Genomic DNA, 23,276 nt, shown 5'->3' with positions numbered 1-23,276 from the left:
TATGCTAAAATGAAAGGGGTGATTCGCCTAATTTTTATCTTGAACAAAGCCGGTGAAGGATGGTGCTCCGATGAAGAAGAAGCCAAGCTATGCCAAGCGTTATCAGAAGCAGGAACCGAACAAAAAAGCGATCATCTGGGTGAGTTCGATTGCCGGAGCCGTCATCGTGCTGATGATTGCCTTGCTTCTCTTTACGTAAGCAGCTAGCTAGTCCAACCAACGATAGACCTTAGCCGGATTCGTCTCCTTCGCGTCAGCGGGCAGATGGAACCGGCTTTTTGCGCGAATGAGCTCGTTGGGCAGCTTACCATCCGTGATTGTCACCTTGGTCCCCATCGGCGTCAGATCAAATAATTCCTCCAAGTCATCCTTCCCCACACGAATGCATCCCAAGGACTCGTCTTTGCCGATGGACTCCGGTTCATTGGTTCCGTGGATGGCATAATCCGTCGCGGACAGCGTCATCCCCCGGCTGCCAAAATCACCGTCGCTGCGCCCATTGGGGTTCTTCACCTTCTCGCTGATCTCAAAAACTCCCGTCGGAGTCCGCTTGCCACCTAAGCCCACGGGATAATTACGCAGGATCACCCGACCGCTCACCACGGCAAGACGGTGATTGCGCCGGTCCACGATGATCTCTAGCGGCTGTTCCAATGGGGTATGCGGATTTACAGCTCCAGATGCCGGGGGAGCTGATCCGGCCGGAGTCTTCGATGCCTTTGGCGTGGAAAGCCCATCGGAATCGGTTTCTCCAGATGCAGGGCTGCTGGATGGAGATGGTGTGGCACCCGTTCCACCCTTTGCTGCGAGGAGCGGCCAAAGCTCCTTCATGGCGGCCGTCAACCCGGACAACCGGTTGCGGGGATAATCTCCGACAAGCGCCGCAGCCGTCGTCGGCAAGCTGCCCTTCTCCTTTTGGTACGCATCTGCCGCGCTGCGCAGAACCGCCCTCTCTTCCTCTTTCGCAAGCCAGTCCGAAGCTTTCTTATCCGCTTGAGCCCCGTCATCCGGAGTACACTGGCAGGATGCCTGATCATAATAATCAATTTCCGTCGTGCCGCCTTGGGTTTGCTTCACTTCCAAGAGGGGCCGGGGACTCGTCGTCCACAGAATCCACTTCTTGTCCGCAGAAAGCGGCGCTTCCGCCAACATCACGGATTCGCCGGAATCCGGAGGATTCAACAGGAGGCTTCCCGCCTTCTGTTTTTTCTCCTCTTCGCTCGAACCTTTGCCAATAAACACAACTCCCGTCAGCTTGGCCGGCTTGGCCGCTTGAACGGGATGAGTCCCAGACGGCTCTGTAGGAGCCGCTGTGACGGTTGGCTCCTCCTGGCTCCTCTCTCCCGCTTCCTGACCGGGAGCATGCATGCTTGGGGAATAGAGGATGCCCGCTAGCAACAGCGCAAGAATAGCCGCCAGCCGCAGCCTGCGGCTGAGCGAATGCGTCTTGACCTTATTTCCAACCGCTCTTGCTGCTTCATCCGCTTCATCCGTCGAATCGCTCTCGTGGTCCTCTACGTCAGAACGACGATCCGTCGCATCCGTATGGGAGGCGGAGGGAACCGCCGCAGCAGCCAACTGCTCCGCTTCCTTTTCCACTGTGGCCGGTAGCTTCTTCTTCTCGTAGGCTTCAAAGACTTCGCCCGCCTTGGCGTAACAGTAGAGGGCTTTTTTCTCTTTGCCCTGCTCTTCATATTGTCTGCCGAGTAAATACCAGCCCATCTTGTTGTCGGGATGATCTTTCACAAACTGTTTCAGGTGCTGAAGATCTTCCTTCACTCTCTTCATTCCCCCTGTCGTCTACCTTCATTATCGGACAGGCGATGCGAATTTTGCACCCTGAAAGCGCAACAATGTCTCCAAACTTCATCTCTCAAAGAAAAAAACCGGCTCTCTGCGGAGCCGGGCGGGGTGTCTTCACGGATTATTTATTGAAGGGGCTGTCCGCCACTTTGATGGAGTCGGTGGGGCATCCGTCTTGAGCGTCCTGAAGGTCGTCGTGAAGGTCTTCCGGGATCTCCGCCACGCCATGATTGGCGTCTCCACCGTAAATCACTTCCGCCAAACCGTCGTCATCGTAATCATAAATGTCCGGTGCGGTTGCCCCGCATGCGCCGCAAGCGATGCAGGTGTCTTTGTCCACCCAGCTATATTTAGCCATCGATCTATTCCTCCTAAATGATATCCTCATTCTTCTTCACTATAATATAATTCCGTGTGAAGTTCAATTCTTGGACACAATTGAGAAACACTCTCAATCCTAATGTTTGGTTCCTATGTAGAGGTTATGGACGCTGCTCCCCAACTGATAAGGATCGCAGCTGACGGCATATTGGTAATCCACCCATCCGGCAAACTGCTCCGCATCCATTTGATTCACGCAGTCCCAAATCAAAGGAGCAAGGCCGTCAACAGCAGCATGCTTCACATCAAGCAAATCATAAGGGGACATGAAGTGGAGCATCTCCGCTGGACTGGAATGGACGAAGCATCCATCGGGAAAAGATCCCGGCTGATCCGCGTCGAAAAAAACGAGCGGCGGGTGCTGGAGCAGCACCTCCGGTCGCCTCATGAGCTGATTCAGGTAGACCCCCGCCCGATTGATGTAGCCCGCCGCAACGGTTCCGCCCGGTTTCAAAACGCGCAGACACTCGTCTAGGCAGGCCCTTCTTCCGCCTTCATCCTGAATATGATACAGAGGACCGAGACAGAGAACGAGATCGAAGCTGCCGGCTGCATAAGCGGATAAGTCCCGTGCATCTCCCAGCTCTGCGCGCATGTTGGAAAGCTGTTTCTCTGCGATTTTTCTACGCATGATCTCCACATGCTTCGGGGTAAAGTCAACCGCCGTAACCCTATGCCCTTGCTCCGCCAACCAGCAAGAATACCTTCCCGTCCCCGCTCCGACCTCCAATATCGTCTTTGTACCGGTCAAATAGGGCTCCAGAAGCCGGATGGTCGTGACGAATTCGGTTTTGTGGTAATTGTCCTTTTCCAAGCGGCTTTCTTCATCGTAGGAATTGTAATAGTCCCATATCGCGTTCACGTTCACGCCTCCTTCATCTCACTTTTGTTCAATCGTCTTCTTCCCGCTTCGCTCCCGGTCGCAGATGATCCATCTGCAGAGAGGTTCCGCGCACCTTGTGATTGCGAATCAAGGCGGAAGGGTCCTCTCCCAGCATGCCGGCGGTGAGTATGGCGCTCTCTCCGAATTTGTCGCGAATCCGGTCCATCGCTTCATTCAACTGCTCCTTCTTCGGCTGCTGCTCGTAGTCGAACAGATCCAGCTGAAAGGCCGCTTCAGCCTTCGCTTGAAGGTGAGCGAGCGTGATTCCGAGAAGCCGCACCGGCTTTCCGGCGGGCCAATGCTTCTCGAAGAGGCGGCAAGCCTCCTTGTAGACTTCATCAAAGCTTTCGGTGGGCATATCCAAGGTGCAAGCCCGAGTGATCGTCTTCATGTTCGGGTCCCGTATCGTGATCGAGATGGTGGAGGTGACAAGACCCTGCCGGCGCATCCGCCGCGTGGTCTGATCCGCCAAATTGAGGAACACCCGGCGAATATCATCCGGTTCGGTAAAATCCATCGGCAGTGTCGTCGTGTGTCCGATCGACTTGCTCGCTTCTCTCACCGGATTCACCGGAGAATCGTCCACGCCCTGCGCCGCCCGTCTGAGCCAAACGCCCAGCACACCGAATTCGGCCGTCAGCTTCTGCACGTCCGCTCGCGCCAAATGGCCGATGGTGGGGATGCCCAGCTTGGCTAACTTCTCCGCCGTCTTTTTGCCGACCCCATAAAGCATGTCGCAAGGCTTATCCCACAGTAGCTTCGGAACATCCCGAAGCCGCAGCACCGTCAAGCCGTTCGGCTTCTTCATATCGGACGCGATCTTGGCGAGCAGCTTGTTCGGAGCTACTCCGATGGAACAGGGGAGCTGCAGGTCGCGCCGGATCTTCTCCTGAATCTCTTCCGCGATCTCAAGCGGACTTCCAAACTGCTTGGAGCCGGTGATGTCAAGGAAGCACTCGTCGATGGACATCGCTTCGAGAAGCGGGGTGTAGCCTCCAGCAATCTCCATGAAACGCCGGGAAAATCTCCGGTACAGGTGGAAATCGGGCTGGATCACGATGAGCTCCGGGCACAGCTTCAGTCCCTCCCTCACCTGCATGCCTGTTTTGACGCCCTTTGCTCTTGCCGGATAGGAGGAGGTGACAATGATGCCTCGGCGCAGCTCAACGCTGCCTGCGACCGCTACCGGCTTGCCGCGGTATTTCTCCGGCTCAACGGCTTCATGAACCGAGCAGTAAAAAGCGTTCATATCAATATGCAGGATTACTCGGCCCTGCTTCGGATAGAATTCCGCGTTCGGATTCATGCCGCCCTCCTCCTCATCTTCAGATAGATACATCCAGCATACCGCTGACGAAAAACCCGGTCAAGGAAGCTTTCCCTGCACTTTTTTTGCAGCAATGGCAGGAAAAGCGGTGATATCGCAGCCGAATGTGGTATAATAATGAGAATTTTCGAGCGAATATCAGAATGAACGGGAGGATGCGGACATGGCCGGTATCATTTCGGTTTTTGATACAACATTGCGAGACGGCACACAAGGAGAGGGCATCAGCCTGTCCGCCGAGGACAAAATCAAAATCGCGCAGAAGCTGGATGCACTTGGCGTCCATTACATTGAGGGCGGGAATCCTGGCAGCAACGGGAAGGACATGGAGTTCTTCAAACGGGCCAGAAGCCTGAAGCTGAACGCACGACTCACCGCCTTCGGCAGCACACGCCGCAAAGATTCCATAGCCGAGCATGATACGAGTCTAAAGAGCATCGTGGAAGCAGGTGTGCCGGCGGCGAGCCTGGTCGGCAAATCGTGGGATTTCCACGTGCACACAGCGCTTCAGACTTCCCTCGAGGAAAACCTGGCGATGATCGGCGACTCCATCCGATTTCTGAAACGGTCGGGCATTGAGGTCAGCTTTGATGCGGAGCATTTCTTCGACGGCTTCAAAAATAACCGCGACTACGCACTCTCCGTCCTTCGAACGATAGGAGAAGCGGGAGCGGATTGGGTCGTGCTGTGCGATACGAACGGAGGCACCCTCCCCGGGGAAATCCACCAAATCGTGTCTGAGGTGGCGGGGCTACCCTTGAACATCGGGATTCATACCCATAACGACTGCGAGCTGGCGGTTGCCAACACCCTCAGCGCGGTCCAAGCGGGTGCCCGCATGGTGCAGGGGACGATCAATGGCTATGGGGAACGGTGCGGGAATGCCAATCTCTGCTCGATCATCCCGAATTTGCAGCTGAAGCTGGGGTATCCTTGCTTGCCTGAGGGTCATTTGAAGCAGCTAACCGCTGTAGCGCGGTACATCAGTGAAATCGCCAATGTGCATATGCCGATCAATCAGCCTTATGTCGGCAATGCGGCTTTTGCCCACAAGGGAGGTATTCATGTCTCGGCCATCCTGAAGGATTCCAAAACCTATGAGCATATCGCACCGGAGAGCGTCGGCAACAAGCGGCGGGTTCTCGTCTCCGAGCTGGCCGGGCAAAGCAACTTGCTGTTCAAAGCACAGGAGCTGGGGATTTCCCTCGATCCGGAGAATGTGGAAACCCAGGAGATGATCTCGCGCATCAAGGAGATGGAGCATCAAGGCTATCAATTTGAAGGGGCGGATGCTTCTCTGGAGCTTCTGCTGCGCCAAGCTTCGGGTGAGGTAACCGAGGTCTTCTCCATCGAATCCTTTAAGCTCTTGGTTGAGAAGATCGGCGATCACTCCATCGCCTCGGAAGCGATCGTCAAGGTTAAGGTAGACGGAGAAACCGTTTATACAGCGGCGGAAGGCAACGGCCCGGTCAACGCACTCGACAATGCGCTTCGCAAAGCGTTGATCAAATCGTACCCTGCTCTCCGAGAAATGCATCTGTCCGACTATAAGGTTCGCGTCATCAATGAAAAAGACGCCACCGCCGCCAAGGTCCGCGTCCTCGTGGAATCGAGCAATTACACCCATTCCTGGAGCACGGTAGGCGTGTCGGAGAACGTCATTGAAGCGAGCTGGCAAGCCTTACTAGATTCCATCCGATTCGCCTTACTCGGCCAGGCTCCGGTTCCCGGAACGGCGGAAGATCTGCAAGAGCGCGTTGGAATCATCAATTTGTAAGAGATGGTTACCGCATAGCGAATCCAAACGAAGCGTCTAAACGGGAGAGTCTATCCGTTTGACGCTTTTTCTTCAGTTGAAGTGGAGGCTCACTTCTTCTTAAAGTTACACTTGATCTCAATAAGCTCAAAGCTAATTTACGTTATCAAACGATACGGGTGGACTGCTTGAGGAATGAACAGCTGAACAGCAGCGACTGACGGTTTAAGATCGTTGCAGGCTTATTCGCAGAAAGGAGTCGGAAAAGATGAACTTAGCAAAAACAGGACAACTCGTAATGACAGCAATCTTAATTGGAATTCTGGCAACAGCTTGTAGCGCAAAGGGCTCCGGTGAATCCGGTACTGACCAACTGGGGAATTCCCCTTCGAGTGCTGCAACCGTTCCTTCAAACGTATCTTCTCCAAGCAGCAAGCCCGCCGCACAAGCTTCCGCTGCCCCAGCCGGTTCGGTCGGATCGGTTGGAACGGTGGAGATTGCATTCCCCTTTACCCGCCAAGACGGAATCGCCACCAACCAATTCGCCGTATGGATCGAATCCGCTAAAGGTGAATTCGTGAAGACGGTATTCGCTACCCATTTTATCGCAACGGGGGGCTACAAGCTGCGGCCGGAGGCAATTCCGACATGGGTGAAACGTTCGGGTCTCGCAAGTGCTTCCTACGATGAAGTGGACGCAATCGCCGGAGCAACCTTGAAAACGGGGGACGCAACCTTTACCTGGAACTGCACGGACAGCGACGGAATACCCGTTCCGGCTGGGAGCTATCGGTTCTATGTGGAAGGGACGACGCGCTGGGAGAATCGGATTCTATACGAGGGAACCATCGAGATTGGCAGCGGACGAAAATCAGCAGAAGCCAAGGTGAGTGAATCGACCGATCAAGCCATACAGAGCGGCATGATCGGCCAGGTGTCGGCGGTCTATACGCCATAATGGGCTTCTCTTAAGATACATCAGGCGAATCGGCGGGATCGTGCTGCAAAAAGTGTGTGATTCTCTTTTCCCAATCCTCGGAAGGTAGCAGGTAAAATTGATCGTAGACGATCCCATCCTTGCCGATGAGGAAGGTGGTCGGAAGTCCACGAACGCGATACAAACGGGTTGCTTGGCCTCGTTCATCCAGAAGAACAGGGAAGGCATACCCGTTTTTTGCTGCAAACTGAGCGGCATCCTCCCGGCTGTCCTGCTGAGTCACGTTTACGGCGAGCACGTCAAGCTTGTCCTTATACTGGTTGAAAATTCTAGCAAGATCAGGAGCTTCATCGATACAAGGTGGACAGCTCGAATCCCAGAAATTGAGGAGCAACGGCTTCTCCCGCTTTCCCCCGACTCGATAGGTGCTGCCGTCAAGTCCATGTAAGGCTAGTTCAGGCGCTTTTTCACCGGGAGCCGGTTCCCTATCAAACGCAGGGCTCTGGACCGATACGAATACCGAGCCGTTCTTATGACTTGCCGCTTCACTCCATTCAGCATCCGACACACCCGCAAGAGCGAGGATCGCTCCGCACCAAATCGGCATCCAATTCCCGACTTTCTTCATGTGAACCCTCCTCTAGTTGCTTCATTGAGGCTTTTTCCGCCTCATCGGGTTACGGTTCCTTTCCGACCATTGTTCCCACATCTCTTTCCCTTATCCTCCTCGTATGCCCTTTGGCTGGGAAGGTCATAGTAAGGATACGCCTGTGTGAAGGAAGTGGAATCGCATGGAAAAAATCAAGAGGGGCAAGCTTCCGGTCGTCTTCGAAAGCACGATTGAGCTTCCAAGCTCTCGCCGTTCTTCCCGCCAAACCGAAGCTGATGATGAAAACTCGGGATCGGAAGAAGAAGGCTCGTCCAAAAAAAGGAATCCATCCAGCCGAAATCAGCTGCGTGAATTTCTAGCCATTGCTACCGTACCGCTCGTTCTGGTGCTCGGCAATTCCATACTCGTGCCGATCCTGCCTCAAATGGTGCGGGAGCTTGGGATCTCCAAAGCGCAAAGCAGCCTTGTGATCACCTTGTTTTCCGTAACTGCCGGTCTCGTCATCCCGATCGCTGGCTTCTTATCCGATCGATTCAGTCGTAAAAGCGTCATTCTCCCCGCTCTTATCCTGTTCGGAGCAGCAGGCGTGCTGGCCGGATTCGGTGCAGTTTGGAAATCGTACACGGTCATCATCATCGCTCGAGCCTTCCAAGGAGTGGGCGCGGCCGGCACCTCTTCCATCGCTATGGCGCTGGTCGGGGACATGTACAGCGGGGCAACGGAGAGCCGGGCATTGGGACTCACCGAAGCTTCCAATGGAACAGGTAAGGTGATCAGCCCGATCCTTGGGGCGGCTCTCGCACTCCTTGTCTGGTATGCACCCTTTTTTGCTTTTCCTGTCTTCTGCTTGATGTCCATTCTTGCGGTCAGCTTGCTCATCAAGGAACCCAAGAAGGAGAAAGCGCCTCCCCGGTTCCGCGATTATCTGCAAGCTAACCTGAAGATTCTGAAAAGCAAAGGCAAATGGCTGATCCCCGCCTTCTTTGCCGGTTCGCTGGGCTTGTTCATCCTCTTTGGAGTGTTGTTCTATCTCTCCAACATCTTAGAAGAGCCTCCTTACGCGATAAATGGAATCATCAAGGGGCTTGTGCTTGCGATCCCCCTTCTCGGGATGGTGGTCACCTCCTACACAACCGGCGCCAACATCAAAAAGAACGGCCTCCTCATGCGCAAGCTGATGCTCACAGCCATGTTCGGAATGGTAGTCAGCTTGGGGCTCGCCGTGTTCTTTCACAAAACTATGATCGTATTCATCGGACTTCTGACCCTCAACAGCATCGGAATCGGTCTTCTGCTCCCCTGCCTCAACACCATGATTACCGGCTCCGTGGAAAAGGAGGAGCGGGGAATGATTACGTCTCTCTACAACAGCCTTCGCTACCTTGGTGTGGCGGCGGGTCCTCCCCTGTTCAGCTGGATGATGGACAAGTCGGACCGGCTCGTGTTCATCACGGTGTCCGCCTTGGCGCTCATCGCTCTTGGCCTCGTTTTTTTCTTGATCAAGCCTTCGGCTGAAGTCGCATAACTAGTACGCTGTCAACTCAAAAACTGTGGACTCCGCACAACTTCCCATACCGATGGACGCCGATTCATATCCACACGATTAAGGTTGACAGCGTACTAGGTACACCAAAAAGAAAAACCTCTTGTCTGCACCCTTATAGGTTCAGACAAGAGGCCGCTTTTGGCAGAAAGCGAATGAAAGCTTACCCGTACACGCTGAGACGAGAATACAGATCTCCGAGGGTGTTCACACCCCGACTTAGGATCTCGTTCAGCTGCAACGACCACAGCTTGGCGGTCATGCGTGAATCGGCTAATGCGTGGTGACGATTGATGCAAGGAATTTCGTAATAGTCGAGCAGCGCATCAAGAGACAAGCTGCGGCTCCCGGGATGCAGCCATTTGGCGATCATCATCGTGTCTAGGAGGCGGTGATTCAGGCTTGTCTTCGACGTTTTCCAGAGGGCGGCATTCAAAAAATGCTTGTCGTGGCCGCTCCCGTGAGCGAGTAGGATCCGTTGGCGAATAAAATCCATAAAATCGCTGAGCGCAGGCAAAAGCTCAGTGGCACTCGCCGCAGCTTCATTGGTGAGTCCCGTAAGCTCAACCACAACCTCGGGAATTTTGCGTTTCGGATTTACAGGCGTATAAAACGTCTCGGAATCCATCACTTGCTCACCGACGACCGCTATAGCTCCGATGGAGATGATCTCATCCCCGTTATAGGGGGAAAATCCCGTCGTCTCCAAATCGAAGACGACCGCTTCCATGTCTTCAAGCCCGATCTCATACAGAGATTGCTTGCGCTGTTCCTTCATCATGGAACGGATGTATGCCATGTGCTGAGCGCTTCCGGGATTAAAGAGCGAGGTGATGGCCGGCGTGATGCCACCCTGTTTGTATAGATGCCAGATGCCTGCATTCTCCGGACGTACCGGCTTCATGCCCATCCCTCCTTTCCGGTCAGCTTGCTGACACATCCATTCTCAAATCTCTCAATAACGGCTCATTAACCTACTCGCGAATTAAGCTTAATCGCCGTTGATCCGCTTAGCGACGATTCTCTGCAGCTTCCGCACCGAGCGAAGAGCCCGCTTCAACTCCAGCTTCCTCAGCTCATCCAGCTCTCCGATGTCCAGCATGGGTGTCGAAGCTTCCTTACCTGGCTCGGGCTCTTGTGTTGCTATCGTACGGAAATAGAGCGCCGATGAAAAATTCCGCTGCCATTCCAGAAGAAGCTCTGGGGATAGGCTTCCTTTTTGCCGAAGCCCCTCAAGCCTACGGGAGGTGGAAGTCGCCCACACTCCTTCATGGATGGCCAACAGGCGGATTCCGCTGGCAAACGGAATATAGAGCCCGTATTTAACATCAAAATGCCCTGCGTTCTCTCCATAACGTTCCGTAATCAATTGACCGAATACACCGAGCGCCGGTTTTCGGCGCAAGGTATTCTCCAGCATGCGCTTCATGGCAGTGGGACTGTGCTGAGGATAGGCTGCAAACTCCGCCAGAATCCTTTTTGCGAGTTCCTTCTCTCCGTACAAATGGCGTAGATCCGCAACGATCAGGAGATAGCGCACCGCTTCCCAGGAGCCGTCCAGCTCCCAGCCTTGGAGCATTTCGATCCAGGCCGCAGCAGGTTTATTCCAGCGGGAATGGTTACAGGTTACCCCCCCTTCACAGGGAGGATAACCCGTATCCGCAAGCGAGGAGACGATCCGGTCTCCCAGCTTCATGAAATAATCCTTTGTCCGGTGAGCCATATCAGGGGTTGGATCCGCATAGATCAGCCCGTTATCCTGATCGCTCCAGAGAGTCTGCTCTCTCCTGCCCCCGCTGCCAAAGAGAATGAAGGCATAAGGAACGGGAGGCGGACCATGACCTTCTTCGATCAGCGAGCGTTCAGCGATGGAGATCGCCTTTTGCATGATCTTGTCCTGAAGCCCGTTTACGGTATCGTTATATTCTTGAGGAAAAGAACCGAGGGGGTGGTCCCGGAGCATGTCGGTCATCTGCTTGCGGAAGGCAAGCAGCTCCTCCATGCTCTCTAACCGGTTGACGTAGAATTCGGCAGATTTTAAAGATAGGGTCGTCATTAGGCCATCCCCCTTGGCAGGCGATCCTCTTAACAGGTGCCGATGAGGCACATCTGCAAGATTTCGATATCGGCAGGTTTAGATGGAAGACGTCTGATCTTGCGCCTTGTGCAGTTGTTCCGGGTACCCGTAGTTGCCGTGCTCGCTCAAGTCGAGACCGATCAACTCCTCTTCTTCGGTAACGCGGAGACCGATGGTCTTCTTGATGATATAGAGAATCACAAAGCTGAGAATGGCTACGAATGCGAAGGTTCCGACAACACCCAGCGCTTGCACGCCCAGTTGGTGCAGACCGCCGCCGTAGAACAACCCGGCTTTGTCTTCTCCGGCCAGTTCCTTCGTTGCGAAGAGACCGATGGAGATGGTGCCCCATACCCCGGACAGACCGTGGACAGAGAAGGCGTAGATCGGATCGTCAAGTCCGAGCTTTTCCAGACCGACGGAGGTGTAGAAGGTGAAGACCCCAGCTACGGCGCCGATGACGACTGCAGCCCAAGGAGTAACGAAGGCACAAGCGGCCGTGATTGCAACGAGAGCGGCCAGTACACCGTTCAGCATCGCCGGAACATCGGCTTTACCGAAGTAGATCCAGGAGATAATCAGCGTTGCTACAGCGCCTGCGGCTGCTGCGAGGTTCGTCGTTACAGCGACATAACCGAAGTCTACCAGTGCGGACACCGTAGAACCGGCGTTGAAACCAAACCAGCAGATCCAGAGGATAATGACACCGAGAACAGTAAGCACTTGGTTGTGACCAGGAATCAGGTTCGGAGAACCGTCTTTGTTGAATTTGCCGATACGCGGTTTGAGCATGATCGTACCGACGAGCGCGGCAGTAGCCCCTTGTAGATGGACGACCGTGGAGCCCGCGAAGTCCAGCATGCCGATCTTGGACAGCCAGCCACCGCCCCATACCCAGTGAGCTGCGAACGGATAGATGAGGATGATGTAGAGAACACCGAAGACGAAGTAAACGGTGAGCTTAGCGCGTTCCGCGAAGCCGCCCCAGACGATGGCGAGCGATACGCCGGCGAAAGCCAGCTGGAACAGGAAGAGCACTGAAATCGGAAGGCCCAGAGCCCCGAAGGCGGTATCGAACGGAGCCAAATTCGTTACGTTCGTGAAAAAGCCTGTCGTGCCAAGGAACCCGTTGCCGTTACCAAAGGCTAGACCAAAGCCGACAGCCCAAAATGCGATAGATGCAAGACCAAAGGTGAGGACGGTTTTCCCGGCAACGTGACCAGCGTTTTTCATTCGGGTCGAACCGGCTTCGAGAAGAGCAAAGCCGCCTTGCATAAAGATGACCAGAATTGCGCCGAGCATAACCCAGAGTGAGTTGACTGCTGTCGCCAATTGCTCGTTGGTTACCCCATCAGCAAATGCGAGCGTCGGAAACAGCAAGGTGAGTGCGCCGGCTGTGACAGCCACTTTTTTCCACATAGAAACCTCTCCCTTAATGTTATATTTCTTTACATCTCACTTACTTGTTGTAATTATATTGGCATGTGGTATAAAATGCAACATATTTTTTCGTAAATATGTTGTTATTCGAGCATGGAATCATTCGTATTTGCGCATTAATGTGATGTTTGGTTACAGATTGTATGATCAAAAGGAAAAAGAAGGGTCGAAATCGGTTCTTTTGTTCTCCGTGCGGGTAAACTAGCTTGAGAAAATCATAAAAAAAGGATCTTCCGGTTTGCGCGGGCGATGAAACCAGTCCCCGTTTTTTCCGTATAGATAAGGAAGAGAAAAAACACCCGATCTCAGAATAGGAGGATTTCGATCATGTATCCCAGTTATGGTTATGGCTACGGCTTCGGTATGGATCCCATGATGATCCTGATCCTGCTAGCCTTCGGGTTGTCCCTGTGGGCATCCTTCCGCGTCAAAGGCACCTTCAACCGATTCGCTCAGGTGAGAGCCGGCTCCGGGATGACCGGTTATGACGCCGCCCGCCGCATGCTCGATCTGAACGGCTTGTACGATGTTCCGATCGAACCTGTGCCAGGAACCTTGAGTGATCATTACGACCCGATCAAGCGCGTCGTTCGGTTGTCGGAGCCGGTCTATTATGAAAGCAGCATCTCCGCCATTTCCGTGGCCTGCCACGAAGTCGGCCATGCCATTCAGCACAAGGAGGCTTATCCGATGCTGGTCGCCCGCCACCGGATGTTCCCCTTCGTGAATTTCGCTTCCAGCGCTTCTCCGTTTCTTATGCTCGCAGGAGTATTGTTCGGTTCCATGAACCTCGTTTGGGTGGGCATCCTGTTCTTTTCGGCTGCTGTCGCGTTTCAATTGGTGACGCTGCCCGTGGAATTCAACGCAACGAACCGCGCCAAGAGATTGATGGTATCCGAAGGCTTCATCGATCTGCGGGAAAAGCCGGGAGTGGATCGGGTGCTGAATGCCGCCGCTCTCACGTATGTAGCCGCCGCCCTCATCTCGCTTTTGCAGTTGCTCCGCTTCGTGATGATCTTCGGTAACAACCGCAACAATGATTGACGGTTGACAGACAATTCGAACACCACTGCTTATCTAGCAAAAAAGTCCTCATTCCCTTCGTGATTTTGTCCGAAGGGGATGAGGACTTTTCTATTGACCGCATATTCACCATCTACTGTTCTCCATCTATTTGACAACGCTTCTGCTGCGAAAATAATCGTTCAGGTAGCGCCGGAATCCTTCCGCTACAGGCGGTAAAGCTTCTCCACTGCGGCGAATAATCCCCACCGTGCGCGTCACCGCCGGCTCCGTCACCCGGAGCTTAACGGGCTCCAGAGCGGAGGTTTCGGAGAGCGCCATCTCGGGAAGCAAGCTCACGCCCATGCCGGCAGCGACCAACCCCCGGATCGTGTCCGTCTCCTCCCCCTCAAACTCGATTCGCGGGCGGAAGCCCGCTCTCTCGCAGGCGGACAGGACGATCGAACGGAGGGAATAGGCTTCGCTGAACAGGACAAACGGTTCCTCGGACAACTCGTCCAGCCGAATTTCGCTTTGGTTCGCCAGAGGATGCCCGGCGGGCAGGATGGCAAATAACTCCTCCGTCAGCAAAAGCTCGCCGATCACGCGATCATGGCGTTCGGGAAGGGGGGAGATGAACGCTAGATCGATCTCCCGTTCGATCACATCGCGGATCAAGCTCTTGTATGTCCCTTGGCGAAAGCGGAATTTCACCTCCGGATAGATCCGACGGAAGCCGGCGACCACGGTCGGCAGCAGGCTGATTCCCAAGCTGTGCGGAAATCCGATGCGAATCTCTCCTTTGGCAGGGTCGAGGAATTCCTGCACTTCCCTTACCGCTCGTTCCAGCTCGCTCATGATCCCTTCCACCCGGCCCAGAAACAGCTTCCCGGCAGAGGTGAGCTGCAGGTTTCGTCCTCTCTGCACGAAGAGGGATACGCCGAGCTCCTCTTCGAGTTGATGAATCTGGCGGCTGACAGCCGACTGAGCGATGTGCAGCTCCTCGGAGGCTTGGGTCACATGCTGTTTTTTGGCTACCTTCAAAAAGTACTGGAGCTGTCGAAGTTCCAATCGCTACCTCTCTTTCGGATTGGACAAGTGATTTTCCAACCCTATATAATAAAGAATGCATGGAAGTTCTTGCTGCTTTCCAAACGTTAACGAGCTAACCCTTAAAGGAGGAATAGGAGAACATGACTCAAGAACGAACTGGTGTGGCAACCTTGAAAGGAAATCCCCTCACGCTCATCGGACCGGAGCTCCACGCTGGAGAATCCGCTCCCGATTTCACCGTGAGCAAGAATCTGACGGAGTCCGCGACCCTGCAGGATTTTGCCGGCAAAATCAAGCTGATCAGCGTTGTTCCCTCGCTCGACACGGGGGTATGCGACATGCAGACCCGTCGGTTTAATGAAGAAGCAGCTAACCTGGGGGATGAAGTGGTCATTCTGACGATCAGCAACGACCTCCCTCCTGCTCAAGCGCGCTGGTGTGGAGCCGCAGGGGTCGATCAAGTCGTCCTGCTCTCGGACCACAAGGACGTCTCCTTCGGGACCGCTTACGGCGTTCTCATCAAGGAGCTCCGCCTACTGATGCGTTCGATCTTTGTCCTCGACAAGGAGAACAAGATCCGTTACGTCGAGTACCTCGGTGAGATGACCGAGCATCCTGATTACGACAAAGCGATTGCCGCCGTTAAAGCCTTGCTCTAATGGGAACGGTAACCGTACAAGAGTGTTTCAGACCTCTAAGCGCTATGCGCTTGGAGGTCTTTTTGCGAAGGGATGCGTATCTGAAAAGAAAAGCCCCCAGCAATAGCCCGGGAGCAGGTTGACTTACAGCTTGTATTGGGCCAGCCTCTTGTCCAAATGCTTGTAAATCTCGGTAATGTTGCGATAGTTGGATCCGAGATCCCCCAGATTTCCCCGGGAGGCGGAATAAATGTCAATGGCCGATTCCAACGGAGTGATGCGGAATAAGGTTAGGGTGATGTCCTGCGTGCGTCCGAAAGCAGTTCTCTTCTCGACCACGATCTCGCCGACATTCTGAACCTCGTGAAGGATGGTATACCCCTTCAGCTTTTTGAGCATGCTGATGACTTCCTCCCAAAGCTTGTCCTTGGGAAGCTTGTAGTGCTTGGTCTTCAGTTCCGGCTCCTTCGCATTTTCACCGGTGCTTTCGTGGCTGCGAATCAAGCCGACCAACGTCCTTTTCAACAATGCCTTGCCCTCCTCAACCATCTTCCTGAGCCGGTGCGTGAACACCGGATGATTTCTCTATTAATTTTACCATTGTTTCGGTTAAAGCAAAAGAGGGAAGGAAGCGGTTTCTTGAGCTGCCGACTGTCAATCGGCAACCGGAGCAAAGCCCGCATGCTCCATAAAGCGAGAGAATCCGGCACGACCGCTGTTGTCGCGCTTATAGACCCCTGCGTCGAGCAAGACGCGGGCAAACTTGCTCCCGACTTCCCGCCGAACGGCTTCAAGAGCTTGCTCTTTGGTTAGAGACTTGTATTCCTTCCGCAGCTGCTCCATCCATTCCGCATGCTTCGCGAGCGGACTTCCCTCCGCTATGGCCGGAGCTGCGGAGAGTTGGGACGCTTCCACCAGCCATTCTGCGATCGCCTCGATCTCATCCTTCAAACGACCGGGCAGAACGGCCAGTCCCATCACTTCGATCAAGCCGATATTTTCTTTCTTGATATGATGCAGATCGGCATGGGGATGGAACAGCCCGAGCGGATGCTCCTCTGTCGTCCGGTTGTTGCGGAGAACCAAATCCAGCTCGTATTCTCCCTTCAGATTTCGCCGGGCGATCGGGGTGATCGTATTATGGAGAACTTCCCCTTCATCGCTTCGGCTGAAGGCGAGAACATCGGCTTGAGGATCACTGTAAGCGCGCCACAGGGTGAGGAGGGTGTCTGCCAGTTCGATCAGGTGATCCGGGTTATCACCCGAAATGCGGATGACCGACATTGGCCATTTCACGATGCCGATGCTTACGCCCGGATAATCGTTGTGCTGGAAGGAACTTTCTACCGGAGCCTTCTCCATCGGGAAGACGTGCCGCCCTCCCTGGAAGTGGTCATGGCTAAGGATGGAACCACCTACGATCGGAAGATCGGCATTGGAGCCGATGAAGTAATGCGGCATTTGCCCGACAAAGGACAAAAGGCGGACGAATGAGTTGCGGCTCACCTTCATCGGGACATGCTCCCGACTGAAGACGATACAATGCTCATTATAGTAGATGTAGGGAGAATATTGCAGAAACCATGGCTCCCCGTTAAGCCCAAGCGGAATCACCCGGTGATTTTGCCGAGCGGGATGATTGAGTCGTCCGGCGTATCCAATGTTCTCCAGGCACAGGAGACACTTCGGATAACGGCTTTGCGGCGCGTTTCGCTCCGCTGCGATTTCCTTCGGATCCTTTTCCGGCTTGGAGAGATTGACGGTGATCTCCAGATCTCCGTATTCGGTCGGAGCAAGCCACATCTCATTCTTGCGGATGCGGTCCATCCGAATGTAGTTGGAATCGGTCGATAGCTGGTAGAACCAATCGGTCGCCTTCTCAGGGGCTTGTGCGGCGAGCTGCCGGAAGGTCTTCGCGACTTCCGATTGGCGAGGCAAGAGAAGACCCATGATGCGGGCGTCCAGTAAATCCCGCTGCGTCGTGTTGTTCTCGGGAAGAATGCCCTGTTCCGCTGCATAATCAAGAATATGCTCCAGAATGGAGACCGGTGCGGTGAGCCGCTCATCCGGGATCTCTCCCGCATAAGGTTCGTCTACCTGCAGCAGATCAAGCAGAGCATTCTGGGCAACGATCTCGTCGCCTTCTCCTAAAAAACCGCGTTGAACGCCGAATTGAAGCAGGCGGGCAATCTCCAGTTTGATATCCATGCTGTTATCCTCCTCTGGATAAACCAGACGCCTATCGAATGAGGAGACCGCAGCCGATCCCGGTCTCCTCCTATACGGCGCCTGTTCGGGGATCTCCCCCATGAGCCGGTGGGTAATCTTAAGCCTGATAACCGCTCGGATGCTCGCGATGCCATTTCCAAGCCGATGCGATGATGTCCTCCAGCCGGTCCATCTTGCGGACCCAGCCGAGCTCCCGCTCCGCTTTGGCCGAGGATGCGATCAGCTCGGCCGGATCCCCGGCACGGCGGGCTTCCGCTTTGGCCGGAATCGGATGCCCCGTCACTTTGCGGGCGACCTCGATGATCTCCTTCACCGAGTATCCTCGGCCGCTGCCGAGGTTATACACCGCGCTGTCTCCACCGCTGCGGAGGCGTCCGAGCGCCAGCACGTGAGCGCTCGCCAGATCGGATACATGCAGATAATCGCGGATGCAGGTCCCGTCCGGTGTCGGGTAATCCTCGCCGTAGATGGAGATGAACTCGCGCTTGCCAAGCGGGACTTGGAGAACAAGCGGGATGAGGTGGGTTTCCGGAGCGTGATCCTCGCCGATTTTGCCGCTCTCGTGGGCTCCGCATGCGTTGAAGTAGCGCAGCGATACGTATTTGACTCCGTGAGCGGTATCGAACCACTTCATCATTTTCTCCATCGCCAGCTTGGTTTCGCCGTAGGTATTCGTCGGGAACGTGCGGTCATCCTCGGAGATCGGGGTCCGTTCCGGCTCTCCGTAGGTCGCGGCTGTCGAGGAGAAGACGATTTTGTTCACGCCGTATTGCTGCATCTTCTCAAGCAGGCACAATGTTCCGTAGACATTATTGTGATAGTATTTGCCCGGGTTGCTCATGCTTTCGCCTACAAGCGAGTTGGCCGCAAAGTGAATGACCGCCTCGATGTCATTCTCTCCAAACGCCTTATCGAGAACTTCCTTGTCGCGCAAGTCGCCGACATAAAGCTTGCCTCCTAGCACCGCATCGCGATGTCCGGTTTCCAAGCTGTCCACGATGACGACTTCTTCTCCGAGACGAAGCAATTCCGCTACCATATGTGAGCCGATATACCCGGCTCCGCCTGTCACCATAATTGCCATGATTATTCCCTCCAAGTTGTCCGGTTAGGCCGGAATGATCGAACTTGCCTCCACTATCGAATGAATGCAGCTATCCTTGCCTTTGCCGCATTCTTGTTACCCTCTTACAGAGCTTTGGCTCCGTCGCCAATCTCGCCCACATAGAAGTCAGCTTTGTAATCGGTCCGTTCTGCATAAGCCTTGCCCACCGAAGCGATAAAGGCGTCAACGGCTTCGTTCTTCACGAGAGAGACCGTGCAGCCGCCAAAGCCGGCACCGGTCATCCGGGAGCCGAGCACACCGGGAACCTTGAGCGCTTCCTCCACCATCACGTCGAGCTCCTTGCAGGTGACTTCATATTGGTCGCGCAAGGAATTGTGCGAAGCGATCATCAGCTTGCCGAAGGCTTCAAGATCGGATTCCTTGAGCGCCTTGACCGATGCCAGTACGCGATCGTTCTCTTCAATAACGTGACGGGCGCGTTTCTTCACCGTTTCGTCGGGAATGAGATGCTCGTTCTCCTTCAGTTGAACGGCATTCAGCTCTCCCAGGAACTGAAGGTCCGGGAACGCCTGCCGCATGGAAGCGACGGCTTCCTCGCATTGGGCGCGGCGGGCATTGTATTCCGAATCGACAAGTCCGCGCCGCTTGTTGGTGTTGCCGATCACAAGCTTACAGCCGTCCGCTTTGAACGGGACGAGCTCGTAATCCAGCGTATTGCATTTAAGCAGGATCGCATGATCCTTCTTGCCGTTCGCTACCGTAAACTGATCCATGATGCCACAGTTCACGCCCATGAACTGATTCTCCGACTCCTGAGCGATGAGAGCGAGCTGGACCCGGTCAACCGGATGCCCTTCCGCCGTTATGAAGCCGAACTCGGTAACCAATTGAATAGAGGCGGAGGAGGACAAGCCAGCTCCGTTCGGAATTTCGCCTAAGTAATACACATCATAGCCGCCGAAGGTATAGCCGCGCTTGGCCAGATGCACAAGCACCGCCTTCGGGTAGTTGATCCAGTCGTGCTCCTTCACGTTCTTGGCATCCTTGAGTGTTATCTCAGCCGTTGTCGAGAAGTTGCCGGAGGCGAATCGGATGATATCGTCCTCGCGTTTGCGCAGAAGCATCGTCGTTCCGAAGGTCAACGCCGCTGGGAACACATATCCTCCATTGTAATCGGTATGCTCGCCAATCAGGTTGACCCGTCCTGGGGCAAAGTAGCTTTCAATTCCTTCTTCCGTTCCGCCAAACCGCTCGACGAAAGTCCGCTTCAGCTCTTTAAGCTCTGCCATCCTTCGCACCTCTTTCGTATTTCTTCGTTTAGGGAATGATACTGCGATGATAGGTTTCTTTTGTGATAATAAATGATCATTTATGTTCGTTTTCATTGTACTACCCGCACCATTAACGGTCAATAGTCATTTCTCATCACCGAACGCAGCTCCCCGTACTTGAAACAACATCAAATGTCCGTGTCAGCCAGAAACAAGACATTCAGCCCAAGCCTGATCAGACCAGGATAAGCCGAATATCCGTCTCCCTGCGGATGAAGTCGGCATACTCATCGGCAAGCCCTTTGTCCGTCACCAGAATATCAACCGAGCTTAGCTCTGCGATGCGAGAAAAGGCGGTTTTGCCAAATTTGCTGTGGTCGGTCACCACAATCACTTGCTTGGCGAGAGAGACCATCTTGCGGTTAACACTGGCTTCCTCCAGGCTCGGCGTTGTAAGCCCGTTCTTGAAGTCCAACCCGTCGATGCCGAGAAACAGCTTGTCCGCTCGAATCTTCTCCAGGCTCTCTTCTGCGAGGGGTCCAACGAGCGCATAGGATTGCGGTCGGATCTTGCCGCCGGTGAGAATCACATTCCAATCCGTCTGACCCGCTACGCTTGAGGCGATATTCGCGGCATTGGTGACGACACTGAGCGCCTGCTTCCCCTTCAAGCGGCCTGCGAGCAGCATGTTCGTCGTTCCCGGCGTGAGCAAGAGGGAGTCTCCGTCCTGCACAAGCGCCGCCGCCGCTTCGGCGATTCGCATTTTCTCGGCGGCGAACGCTTCCTCTTTCTCGGAGAAGGAACGCTCATGCGCCGTCTCCCTCCCCCCCATTTCAAGCGACAAAGCGCCTCCGTGGGTCCGGTATAGATGCCCTTCCTCCTCCAGCCGTTCAAGATCGCGGCGGATCGTAACCGGCGACACTCCGAGGGTTTCACTCAGCTCCAAAACCGCGGCCTTCCCGTTCCGGTTTACCAATTCCAGGATTCGATTTTGCCTCTCTTCCGCAAACATTCGCTCGTCCGTCTCCTTCGTCGACGATAATAGAGTTCACTATGTACGCTGTCAGCTTAATAACCTTGGTATCCGCACAACTTCCCATACCCATTGACGCCGATTCAAATCCACATGATTAGGGCTGACAGCATACTTATTACTTTGTTCATTTAATTTACAAAGTCAGCAGGATTTTCGCCCCAACAATTCGAATATAATTATAGCAGAGTCCCTGCGCGAATACCGCTGACCTCCGATCCTCTTTTGGACTCCTGTAGGGCAATGGGCAATCGATACTATGATGAGGTGAAAGCATGGGTTACTTTTTGGGTGTCGATTTAGGCACATCCGCTGTTAAATGCATTCTTGTCGATGAAGCCGGCCAAGTAAAAGCCGGAAAAAGTGTGGAATATCCTCTCTATCAACCGCATCCGGGCTGGGCGGAGCAGAATCCCGAGGATTGGTGGAAGGGAACCGCGGAATGCGTTCGACTGCTCCTGCAAAAAGCGGAAATAACCGCGAGCGATGTACTTGGCGTAGGTCTATCCGGCCAGATGCACGGCTCCGTTTTCTTGGACAAGGATCTGCAGGTGATCCGCCCCGCCCTGCTCTGGTGCGACCAGCGTACGGCCGAGCAATGCGAATGGATCGAGAATGCCGTCGGCAAGGAGCGTCTTGGCGAATTGACCGGAAATAAAGCGCTTACTGGTTTCACGGCGCCGAAGATCGTCTGGCTGCGCCAAAATGAACCGGAGGCCTATGCCCGTATCGCTCATATCATGCTTCCGAAGGACTACGTCCGGATGATGCTGACGGACGGCTTTGGCATCGACGTTGCCGACGCGAGCGGAACTCTACTGCTCGATGTGGCCGCGCGGGATTGGTCGCAGGAAGTGCTGGACAAGCTCGGCATCGAGCGCTCCTGGCTTCCACCCCTCTATGAGAGCAATGATATCGTTGGCACCGTCACTTCCGCTGCAGCGGAAGCCACAGGCCTTGCCGTTGGAACGCCCGTCGTTGCCGGCGGCGGCGATCAAGCTTGCGGGGCGGTGGGCGTCGGCGTAGTTAAGCCGGGCATTGCGAGCGTAGCCATGGGAACCTCCGGCGTCGTGTTCGTCCATGACGAAACCTATCAGGAGGATCCGCTCCGGAGGCTTCACTCCTTCTGCCACGGCGTACCGGGCAAATGGCATCGCATGGGCGTCATGCTGGCAGCCGGCGGTTCCTTCCAATGGTGGAAGAACCATTTTGCCCACGAAGAGCTCCTGCAGGCGGAGCAGGAAGGCCGCGATGTCTACGATCTGCTGACCGAGCTTGCCGCAAAAGCCCCTATCGGCAGCGAAGGCTTGCTCTTCGCCCCTTACCTCACCGGCGAGCGGGTGCCTCATCCCGATCCGAAGGCGCGCGGTGGGTTCATTGGTTTGAATCTGCGCCACACCAAAGCGCATCTCACCCGCGCAGTCATGGAAGGCATCACATTCGGCCTCCGAGATTCCCTTGAGCTCATGAAGGAATCTTCCGTCGAGGTCAACGAGCTTCGGGTAAACGGCGGCGGAGCGCGCAGCCCGTTCTGGCGGCAGATGATCGCCGATGTCTTCGGGTATCCCGTCGTCACCGTCAATTCGACGGACGGTCCCGCCTACGGGGCAGCCGTGATGGCCGCATCCGGTGTATTGCAGAAGGATACGACCGCTCTCTGTGAGGAATGGATTCAAGTGGTCGATCGAGTGGAACCGATCGAAGAGAATCGCATCGCCTATGAGCGTTATTATGAGGTATACCGCTCCCTCTACCCGACTCTTCGGGAGACCTTCCACAAGCTGAGCGATCTCGCGCTAGGCTGAGGATAACGCCGCTTGTCCGTCATACCAGCGTCATCTCAACGTTATAACATGCGAAAAAACCGCCTTTCCTTAGAGGAGAGGCGGTTTGACTTTTCGTGAGTAGCCCGCATGTGCCGTCCGGTTTAAGTGTTTCAAACCTGCTCTCGCAGGTGGGTGTCCGCAGTCGCGCTTTTGAGATCCCTTCGAAGAGGGCTTGTCAGCTGCACCACAATATGAGGCTCCCTAGAAACATGTCATTGGTTCAAAACAACAGAAAACCATAACGAACACCGCAGGACTTTTATCAGTATCGTCATTATATACGCTTGTTAACCCTCATGCAAGACCAACTGCTGGAAACCTCTATTACTCTGTCACCTTAATCGAATGGATATAAATCGGCGTCAATCGGTATGGGAAGTCGTACGGAGTCCACGGTTTTT

The 23,276-nt window shown here is 54.5% G+C and carries 21 protein-coding genes and 1 other RNA gene; 7 read left to right on the top strand and 15 right to left on the bottom strand.

All coding sequences use genetic code 11. The annotated features are described in order from the left end of the window. The first annotated feature begins 70 nt into the window (after positions 1–70). Entirely contained in the window at positions 71–199 is a 129-nt protein-coding gene (locus BN2684_RS25195) for a hypothetical protein (protein ID WP_262360927.1), read from the top strand. A gap of 8 nt (positions 200–207) precedes the next feature. On the opposite strand, the gene BN2684_RS18100 is transcribed toward BN2684_RS25195, so the two are convergent. The 4 genes from BN2684_RS18100 to BN2684_RS18085 all read right to left on the bottom strand — a co-directional run bounded on the left by BN2684_RS18100 (position 208) and on the right by BN2684_RS18085 (position 4,373). Next, complete coding sequence (locus BN2684_RS18100) at positions 208–1,722, bottom strand: L,D-transpeptidase (protein WP_234340324.1); 1,515 nt, start codon at positions 1,720–1,722, stop codon at positions 208–210. A gap of 202 nt (positions 1,723–1,924) precedes the next feature. Then, positions 1,925–2,161, bottom strand: coding sequence for a ferredoxin (locus BN2684_RS18095; protein ID WP_058303523.1), 237 nt, complete (start codon positions 2,159–2,161; stop codon positions 1,925–1,927). A gap of 99 nt (positions 2,162–2,260) precedes the next feature. Beyond that, positions 2,261–3,046: a class I SAM-dependent methyltransferase gene (locus BN2684_RS18090; protein WP_058303522.1), complete on the bottom strand. Its 786-nt coding sequence runs from the start codon at positions 3,044–3,046 to the stop codon at positions 2,261–2,263. Between the two features lie 28 nt (positions 3,047–3,074). Continuing rightward, positions 3,075–4,373, bottom strand: a complete 1,299-nt coding sequence (locus tag BN2684_RS18085) for a DNA polymerase IV (RefSeq protein ID WP_082652060.1) — start codon at positions 4,371–4,373, stop codon at positions 3,075–3,077. A 184-nt stretch (positions 4,374–4,557) separates the two neighbouring features. Here BN2684_RS18085 and cimA point away from each other — a divergent pair, with 184 nt between their 5' ends. Next, positions 4,558–6,171, top strand: a complete 1,614-nt coding sequence (gene cimA / locus BN2684_RS18080; RefSeq protein WP_058303520.1) for a citramalate synthase — start codon at positions 4,558–4,560, stop codon at positions 6,169–6,171. A gap of 247 nt (positions 6,172–6,418) precedes the next feature. Then, positions 6,419–7,108 (top strand): DUF2271 domain-containing protein, encoded by a 690-nt coding sequence (locus BN2684_RS18075; protein WP_058303519.1) that lies wholly within the window; start codon positions 6,419–6,421, stop codon positions 7,106–7,108. A 10-nt stretch (positions 7,109–7,118) separates the two neighbouring features. Here the strand turns inward: BN2684_RS18075 and BN2684_RS18070 are convergent, their stop codons facing one another. After that, the gene (locus BN2684_RS18070) at positions 7,119–7,715 is read right to left on the bottom strand and encodes a TlpA family protein disulfide reductase (RefSeq protein WP_058303518.1); all 597 of its coding nucleotides are present in this window, start codon (positions 7,713–7,715) and stop codon (positions 7,119–7,121) included. A gap of 163 nt (positions 7,716–7,878) precedes the next feature. On the opposite strand from BN2684_RS18070, the gene BN2684_RS18065 reads away from it, so the two are divergent. Continuing rightward, a complete protein-coding gene (locus BN2684_RS18065) occupies positions 7,879–9,222 on the top strand; it encodes an MFS transporter (protein WP_058303517.1) in 1,344 nt (447 codons plus the stop codon). 181 nt (positions 9,223–9,403) lie between these two features. Here BN2684_RS18065 and BN2684_RS18060 read toward each other — a convergent pair whose 3' ends face one another. From BN2684_RS18060 to BN2684_RS18050, 3 genes are all read right to left on the bottom strand, one after another. Further along, positions 9,404–10,144 carry an exonuclease domain-containing protein gene (locus BN2684_RS18060; RefSeq protein ID WP_058303516.1) on the bottom strand — a complete coding sequence of 247 codons (741 nt, stop codon included), beginning with the start codon at positions 10,142–10,144 and terminating at the stop codon, positions 9,404–9,406. Positions 10,145–10,231: 87 nt separating this feature from the next. Further along, positions 10,232–11,296: a DUF294 nucleotidyltransferase-like domain-containing protein gene (locus BN2684_RS18055; RefSeq protein WP_058303515.1), complete on the bottom strand. Its 1,065-nt coding sequence runs from the start codon at positions 11,294–11,296 to the stop codon at positions 10,232–10,234. Positions 11,297–11,374: 78 nt separating this feature from the next. Continuing rightward, a complete protein-coding gene (locus BN2684_RS18050) occupies positions 11,375–12,736 on the bottom strand; it encodes an ammonium transporter (RefSeq protein ID WP_058303514.1) in 1,362 nt (453 codons plus the stop codon). A 348-nt stretch (positions 12,737–13,084) separates the two neighbouring features. Here BN2684_RS18050 and BN2684_RS18045 point away from each other — a divergent pair, with 348 nt between their 5' ends. Continuing rightward, positions 13,085–13,801: a zinc metallopeptidase gene (locus tag BN2684_RS18045; RefSeq protein ID WP_234340269.1), complete on the top strand. Its 717-nt coding sequence runs from the start codon at positions 13,085–13,087 to the stop codon at positions 13,799–13,801. A 126-nt stretch (positions 13,802–13,927) separates the two neighbouring features. On the opposite strand, the gene BN2684_RS18040 is transcribed toward BN2684_RS18045, so the two are convergent. Beyond that, complete coding sequence (locus BN2684_RS18040) at positions 13,928–14,830, bottom strand: LysR family transcriptional regulator (protein WP_058303513.1); 903 nt, start codon at positions 14,828–14,830, stop codon at positions 13,928–13,930. Between the two features lie 122 nt (positions 14,831–14,952). On the opposite strand from BN2684_RS18040, the gene tpx reads away from it, so the two are divergent. Next, positions 14,953–15,471, top strand: a complete 519-nt coding sequence (gene tpx / locus BN2684_RS18035) for a thiol peroxidase (RefSeq protein WP_058303512.1) — start codon at positions 14,953–14,955, stop codon at positions 15,469–15,471. A 123-nt stretch (positions 15,472–15,594) separates the two neighbouring features. On the opposite strand, the gene BN2684_RS18030 is transcribed toward tpx, so the two are convergent. From BN2684_RS18030 to BN2684_RS18010, 5 genes are all read right to left on the bottom strand, one after another. Beyond that, positions 15,595–15,978, bottom strand: coding sequence for a DUF1499 domain-containing protein (locus BN2684_RS18030; protein WP_058303511.1), 384 nt, complete (start codon positions 15,976–15,978; stop codon positions 15,595–15,597). 126 nt (positions 15,979–16,104) lie between these two features. Next, positions 16,105–17,658, bottom strand: a complete 1,554-nt coding sequence (locus BN2684_RS18025; protein WP_058303510.1) for a UDP-glucose--hexose-1-phosphate uridylyltransferase — start codon at positions 17,656–17,658, stop codon at positions 16,105–16,107. 118 nt (positions 17,659–17,776) lie between these two features. Then, positions 17,777–18,763, bottom strand: a complete 987-nt coding sequence (gene galE / locus BN2684_RS18020; protein WP_058303509.1) for a UDP-glucose 4-epimerase GalE — start codon at positions 18,761–18,763, stop codon at positions 17,777–17,779. Between the two features lie 104 nt (positions 18,764–18,867). Next, entirely contained in the window at positions 18,868–20,034 is a 1,167-nt protein-coding gene (locus BN2684_RS18015; protein ID WP_058303508.1) for a galactokinase, read from the bottom strand. A gap of 217 nt (positions 20,035–20,251) precedes the next feature. After that, on the bottom strand, positions 20,252–21,028 hold the full coding sequence (locus tag BN2684_RS18010; RefSeq protein WP_058303507.1) for a DeoR/GlpR family DNA-binding transcription regulator: 777 nt from the start codon (positions 21,026–21,028) through the stop codon (positions 20,252–20,254). A gap of 296 nt (positions 21,029–21,324) precedes the next feature. Here BN2684_RS18010 and xylB point away from each other — a divergent pair, with 296 nt between their 5' ends. Next, positions 21,325–22,854 (top strand): xylulokinase, encoded by a 1,530-nt coding sequence (gene xylB / locus BN2684_RS18005; RefSeq protein WP_058303506.1) that lies wholly within the window; start codon positions 21,325–21,327, stop codon positions 22,852–22,854. Positions 22,855–22,951: 97 nt separating this feature from the next. On the opposite strand, the gene ssrS is transcribed toward xylB, so the two are convergent. Then, positions 22,952–23,135: non-coding RNA, 6S RNA (ssrS, locus tag BN2684_RS24010), on the bottom strand. Positions 23,136–23,276: the final 141 nt, after the last annotated feature.

It is taken from the genome of Gorillibacterium timonense (assembly GCF_001457415.1).
GTDB classification, from domain to species: domain Bacteria; phylum Bacillota; class Bacilli; order Paenibacillales; family NBRC-103111; genus Gorillibacterium; species Gorillibacterium timonense.
This window is presented reverse-complemented; position numbering and strand designations above follow the sequence as displayed.

Coding starts and splice junctions, on each gene's coding strand:
- BN2684_RS25195 (WP_262360927.1), top strand. CDS start 71: ATGAAGAAGAAGCCAAGCTATGCCAAGCGTTATCAGAAGCAGGAACCG.
- BN2684_RS18100 (WP_234340324.1), bottom strand. CDS start 1,722: ATGGGCTGGTATTTACTCGGCAGACAATATGAAGAGCAGGGCAAAGAG.
- BN2684_RS18095 (WP_058303523.1), bottom strand. CDS start 2,161: ATGGCTAAATATAGCTGGGTGGACAAAGACACCTGCATCGCTTGCGGC.
- BN2684_RS18085 (WP_082652060.1), bottom strand. CDS start 4,373: ATGAATCCGAACGCGGAATTCTATCCGAAGCAGGGCCGAGTAATCCTG.
- cimA (WP_058303520.1), top strand. CDS start 4,558: ATGGCCGGTATCATTTCGGTTTTTGATACAACATTGCGAGACGGCACA.
- BN2684_RS18075 (WP_058303519.1), top strand. CDS start 6,419: ATGAACTTAGCAAAAACAGGACAACTCGTAATGACAGCAATCTTAATT.
- BN2684_RS18070 (WP_058303518.1), bottom strand. CDS start 7,715: ATGAAGAAAGTCGGGAATTGGATGCCGATTTGGTGCGGAGCGATCCTC.
- BN2684_RS18065 (WP_058303517.1), top strand. CDS start 7,879: ATGGAAAAAATCAAGAGGGGCAAGCTTCCGGTCGTCTTCGAAAGCACG.
- BN2684_RS18060 (WP_058303516.1), bottom strand. CDS start 10,144: ATGAAGCCGGTACGTCCGGAGAATGCAGGCATCTGGCATCTATACAAA.
- BN2684_RS18055 (WP_058303515.1), bottom strand. CDS start 11,296: ATGACGACCCTATCTTTAAAATCTGCCGAATTCTACGTCAACCGGTTA.
- BN2684_RS18050 (WP_058303514.1), bottom strand. CDS start 12,736: ATGTGGAAAAAAGTGGCTGTCACAGCCGGCGCACTCACCTTGCTGTTT.
- BN2684_RS18045 (WP_234340269.1), top strand. CDS start 13,085: ATGTATCCCAGTTATGGTTATGGCTACGGCTTCGGTATGGATCCCATG.
- tpx (WP_058303512.1), top strand. CDS start 14,953: ATGACTCAAGAACGAACTGGTGTGGCAACCTTGAAAGGAAATCCCCTC.
- BN2684_RS18025 (WP_058303510.1), bottom strand. CDS start 17,658: ATGGATATCAAACTGGAGATTGCCCGCCTGCTTCAATTCGGCGTTCAA.
- galE (WP_058303509.1), bottom strand. CDS start 18,763: ATGGCAATTATGGTGACAGGCGGAGCCGGGTATATCGGCTCACATATG.
- BN2684_RS18015 (WP_058303508.1), bottom strand. CDS start 20,034: ATGGCAGAGCTTAAAGAGCTGAAGCGGACTTTCGTCGAGCGGTTTGGC.
- BN2684_RS18010 (WP_058303507.1), bottom strand. CDS start 21,028: ATGTTTGCGGAAGAGAGGCAAAATCGAATCCTGGAATTGGTAAACCGG.
- xylB (WP_058303506.1), top strand. CDS start 21,325: ATGGGTTACTTTTTGGGTGTCGATTTAGGCACATCCGCTGTTAAATGC.